General features: G+C 63.8%; 6 protein-coding genes and 1 tRNA gene. 2 read left to right on the top strand and 5 right to left on the bottom strand.

The window, feature by feature from the left end:
- From JWR89_RS25025 to aroA, 5 genes are all read right to left on the bottom strand, one after another.
- A partial coding sequence (locus JWR89_RS25025) for a S1 RNA-binding domain-containing protein (RefSeq protein ID WP_299720894.1) occupies positions 1-359 on the bottom strand: 359 nt, incomplete at its 3' end.
- 238 nt (positions 360-597) lie between these two features.
- Positions 598-1,236, bottom strand: coding sequence for a (d)CMP kinase (gene cmk / locus JWR89_RS25020; protein ID WP_299720893.1), 639 nt, complete (start codon positions 1,234-1,236; stop codon positions 598-600).
- A 5-nt stretch (positions 1,237-1,241) separates the two neighbouring features.
- Positions 1,242-1,652 (bottom strand): hypothetical protein, encoded by a 411-nt coding sequence (locus JWR89_RS25015; protein ID WP_299720892.1) that lies wholly within the window; start codon positions 1,650-1,652, stop codon positions 1,242-1,244.
- The gene (locus JWR89_RS25010) at positions 1,621-1,914 is read right to left on the bottom strand and encodes a hypothetical protein (protein ID WP_299720891.1); all 294 of its coding nucleotides are present in this window, start codon (positions 1,912-1,914) and stop codon (positions 1,621-1,623) included. The genes JWR89_RS25015 and JWR89_RS25010 overlap by 32 nt, the downstream gene beginning before the upstream one ends.
- A 3-nt stretch (positions 1,915-1,917) precedes the next feature.
- Entirely contained in the window at positions 1,918-3,264 is a 1,347-nt protein-coding gene (aroA, locus tag JWR89_RS25005; RefSeq protein ID WP_299720890.1) for a 3-phosphoshikimate 1-carboxyvinyltransferase, read from the bottom strand.
- Between the two features lie 137 nt (positions 3,265-3,401).
- Here aroA and JWR89_RS25000 point away from each other — a divergent pair, with 137 nt between their 5' ends.
- Both JWR89_RS25000 and JWR89_RS24995 read left to right on the top strand, forming a co-directional pair.
- Positions 3,402-3,827: a TIGR02300 family protein gene (locus JWR89_RS25000; RefSeq protein ID WP_299720889.1), complete on the top strand. Its 426-nt coding sequence runs from the start codon at positions 3,402-3,404 to the stop codon at positions 3,825-3,827.
- A 120-nt stretch (positions 3,828-3,947) separates the two neighbouring features.
- Positions 3,948-4,023 (top strand) — tRNA-Ala (locus tag JWR89_RS24995).
- Positions 4,024-4,191: the final 168 nt, after the last annotated feature.

Raw genomic sequence — 4,191 nt, 5'->3', positions numbered from 1 at the left:
ACGCCGTGAACCTTCTCGTTGTTGTTGAAGGCCTTCTCGAGCTTGCCCCAGCTCTCTTCGCGACGTGCCTTGTCGCGGGACAGCACGGCTTCGCCGAGCGCATTTTCGATCCGGTCGAGAAACACTTCGACCTCGTCGCCAACCTTGAGTTCGCTTTCGCGGCCGGGCACGGCGAATTCACGCAACGCCACGCGGCCTTCAGTCTTCAGGCCGACGTCGATGACGGCCATGTCCTTTTCAATCGCGACAACAATGCCCTTGATGACGGAGCTTTCCTGCAGGTTGCCACCTGCGAAGGACTCGTCGAGCATCGCGGCGAAATCGTCGCGTGAAGGATTATAAGTATCGGTCGAAGCCATTTGTTCTCCAGGTGCGGGTATTGCCGGCAGTCGGGTGAAAGGGCGTCTCGAACGCGTAGTGTCGGGGGTCCGCAACCCCTAACGACCGCCCTGCAGGAGTTTGCAAGAACGGGCCGGCAGCATGACTGCACGATTGAGACGTTGATGGTCCGGTACCAAGGCAGTCGGTCAAAGACCGACGTTCAAGACCAGGAGCGGGCTTTCCTCCAATGACGGCAGCGGTTTAGTCTGACTAAATTCAGACCCGCTGCCGGCCCGCTCGGACGGCCTCGACAATGTCGATGGCGGCCCGGACGCCGCCTTCTATATCCAAATTCGAGTTATCCAGCAAGTATGCATCTGCGGCTGGCTTCAGCGGCGCAGTTGCCCGGTTCTTGTCGCGCTCGTCGCGGCGCAGGATGTCGGCCAGCACGGCGGCCTCGTCCGCCACCTCGCCGCGCGCCTTGGCCTCCAACGTGCGGCGGCGCGCCCGGACCACGGGATCGGCCACCACAAAAATCTTCACATCGGCATCCGGGCAGATCACGGTTCCGATGTCGCGGCCATCCAGCACGGCGCCCGGGGAATCCTCGGCGAAGCGGCGCTGGAAGCTAAGCAGCACCTCGCGCACCCCGGGAATCGCGGAAACTACGGATGCGGCATCGCCCACCGCCTGGGTTTTGAGCGCCGGATTGCCGAAATTCTCCGGATCGAGCTCCAAAGCAGCCGAAACCGCCAGCATTTCGTCATTCAGGTCGGCACCGGCATCCAGCATCGCCTTGGCGACGGCGCGATAGATCACCCCGGTATCTAGATGACGGTAGCCGTAGTGCTTGGCGAGGCGCTTGCCCAGCGTGCCTTTTCCGGATGCGGCCGGTCCGTCGATGGCGATGATCATATTGGCTAGAAACCTTGGCGAGCGAGAGCGGAGCGGGCGCGGCGCAGCGGGCGCTCCTCGGTGAAGATATTGCGGGACGCGAATTCCGCCGGGCTGGCGAAGGTTAGATATTCGCGCATGGCGTCATCGGTGAACGGCGAGACGTGCCACGCCCGGTCGAGATAACGATGGCTTGCATAGGCCCAGCGCGGAACATTTGGAAGCCGGTGCCGATGGGCGAGATATTCGGCCACGGCCCCGAATAGCCCGGCAAGCCGGACATCCTCGGTCGTGGCGGGCTCATCGGACAGCATGGCGGCGCGCTGCGCCGGCGTTTCAGCCAGATAGAATGCATCGAGGAATTCGGGCAGGGCTTTTGACAGCGGCTCGCCCGCAGCGATCCTATCAGCGGCCTGTGCGAGGGTAGTGGGGCGCATCGATCGCCAAGCCTCCAGCAAAAAGCCGCTTTAACATAAAGCGCTGCTTGTCCGCATCTGCGGCGCTTTTCGGAAACGCCGGCCACTCCTCACCGATCTCGGCGATATCGACGTCCTCCGTGGCAAACCGAAAATTGCTCGCCAGCATCAAGGCCGAACCGCCGTAGACCTGGATCTGCAGCCTCGTGCCCGCCGCAACCGCGGCGCGTCCGATTTCGTCGAACGCCTCCAGCAGCGCCTCGCGGTCAAAGCCGGTTGCCATGGGTTATGAAAACTCTGCGCCAAGCCGCCGCATCATCGGGATGAAATCCGGAAAACTGGTGGCAATGAAGGCGGTGTCGTCGATGGTCACAGGCTTGTCCGACGCCAGCCCCATCACCAGCGCCGACATGGCGATGCGGTGGTCCATATGGGTGGCGACGAGGCCGCCGCCCGGCACATGGCCGGTGCCCTCGACGATCAGGTCGTCGCCAACGATCTCAACCTTGACGCCGTTGACGCGCAGCATCGCCGCGGTGGCTTCCAGCCGGTCGGATTCCTTGACCCGCAATTCCTGCAGGCCGCGCATGGTGGTGGTGCCCTCGGCAAAACTCGCCGCCACCGCCAGCACCAGATATTCGTCGATCATCGACGGTGCCCGCTCCGGCGGCACGACGACGCCGCGCAGCTGCGAAGCCCGTACCCGGAACTGGGCCATCGGCTCGCCGGCATCGCCGCGAACCTCGCTCTCCTCGATCGACGCGCCCATCTCGCGCAACGTCGTGAACAGCCCGGTACGCAGCGGATTGGTCATGACGTCGGTCAGCACGATATCGGAACCAGCAACGATCAGCGCCGCGACAATGGGAAACGCCGCCGAGGACGGGTCGGCCGGCACCACGACGTCGGCGCCGCGCAGTTCCGGCTGCCCGGTGAGCGCGATCTTGCGGCCGTGGATGCCCTCCTTCTCGGACACGATCTGCGCGCCAAAATGCTTCAGCATCAGTTCGGTATGGTCGCGGCTGGCCTCGCTCTCGATCACGGTGGTGACACCGGGGGCTGACAGCCCCGCCAGCAGCACTGCGGACTTGATCTGGGCAGACGCCACTGGGGTGCGGTAGACGATCGGCAGCGGGTCGCGGGCGCCTCGCAGGGTCAACGGCAGACGACCGCCGTCCTGGCTGTCGGTGACGCGCGCGCCCATCAATTCGAGGGGATCGACGATGCGGCGCATCGGCCTGCTGCGCAGCGACGCATCGCCGTCAAAGATCGCCGAAATCGGGCAGCCGGCCACGGCGCCCATCACCAGCCGGCAGCCGGTGCCGGAATTGCCGAAGTCCAGGGCGTGTTTCGGCGCGGCGAAACCGGAGACGCCGACGCCGCGCACGGACCACGCGAAATCCCCGGTGCGCTCGACCTGCGCGCCCAGCGCCTGCATTGCCTTGGCGGTATTGAGGACGTCCTCACCCTCCAGCAGGCCGGCGATCCGGGTCTCGCCCACTGCGAGCGCGCCGAGAATCAGGGCGCGGTGTGAGATCGACTTGTCGCCGGGCACGCGGGCGCGGCCATTGAGGGCTGCACTTTTGCGCGCTGTGAGCGGTGACGGGGTGGCGTGGCTGTCGGAATGAGTCAAGATTGTGTTCCCTCGGGCGGCAGGCTCGTACCATACAGGCCGCGTCGCGTCACGCCACGCGCACAGCGCTATTGACAGCAGCGTGGCAACTAGCCAAGTGAAGCACCGTTTTTCAAAAAATTCCCTAGGATCCACACGTGGCCAAATCCGATCTCGGAACCAAGCGCATTTGCCCCACGACGGGCAAAAAATTCTACGACCTCGGCAAAACCCCGGTGATTTCGCCGTATACCGGTGAGGTGGTGCCGATTGCGCCGATTCCGCCGCCGCGTACCCGCGCCGATGCCGCTTCGCGCGCCGCTGCCGCTTCTGCGGCTGCCTCTGCCGCGGAAACGCCGGAAGTGGCGGATACCGAGGAAGAATTGGTGCCGCTCGAGGAAGCGGATGCCGAGGAAAACTCCGGCAAGAAGGCAGCCGTGCTGGAATCTGAGGACGATATCGAGACCGACGACACCATCGACGACGATGATGACGACGATTCGACCTTCATCGCCGACGATGAAGAAGGCGATGAAGACGTCACCGACATCATTGGTGACGTTTCCGGTGACGAAGAGACTTGAGGTTCGTCACGAACTGTGTTCTGAGATGCCCCGCGCGCTGACGTCCAGTATAGCGCGCGGGCCGCATGGTCCCGAAAATCGATTGCCGTTTTTCGGATCAGATCATGCCTACCAAGTTATGGGGCCATAGCTCAGCTGGGAGAGCGCTTGCATGGCATGCAAGAGGTCGGCGGTTCGATCCCGCCTGGCTCCACCATCCTTCGCTTGCTTCGCAAGCTATGTCTCGGCAATTACGCTTCCCCCAACGCCGCGTTCAGTCTGTCCCTTAGCGCCACCAGCTCGTTCTTCATCGACACCAGTTCACCGACCGAACAGGCCGAGGCCGCCAGCACGCCTTGCGGCACGGTCTTCGCCTTCTCGCGCA

Origin of the sequence: Tardiphaga sp. (assembly GCF_028290785.1) — a bacterium.
GTDB lineage: Bacteria > Pseudomonadota > Alphaproteobacteria > Rhizobiales > Xanthobacteraceae > Tardiphaga.
The sequence above is the reverse complement of the archived record's forward strand: the minus strand, read 5'-3'. Positions and strand labels throughout refer to the sequence as shown.

Bases quoted from the DNA above. Each gene is read 5' to 3' on its own strand.
- JWR89_RS25015 (WP_299720892.1), bottom strand. From the start codon at position 1,652: ATGCGCCCCACTACCCTCGCACAGGCCGCTGATAGGATCGCTGCGGGC.
- JWR89_RS25010 (WP_299720891.1), bottom strand. From the start codon at position 1,914: ATGGCAACCGGCTTTGACCGCGAGGCGCTGCTGGAGGCGTTCGACGAA.
- cmk (WP_299720893.1), bottom strand. From the start codon at position 1,236: ATGATCATCGCCATCGACGGACCGGCCGCATCCGGAAAAGGCACGCTG.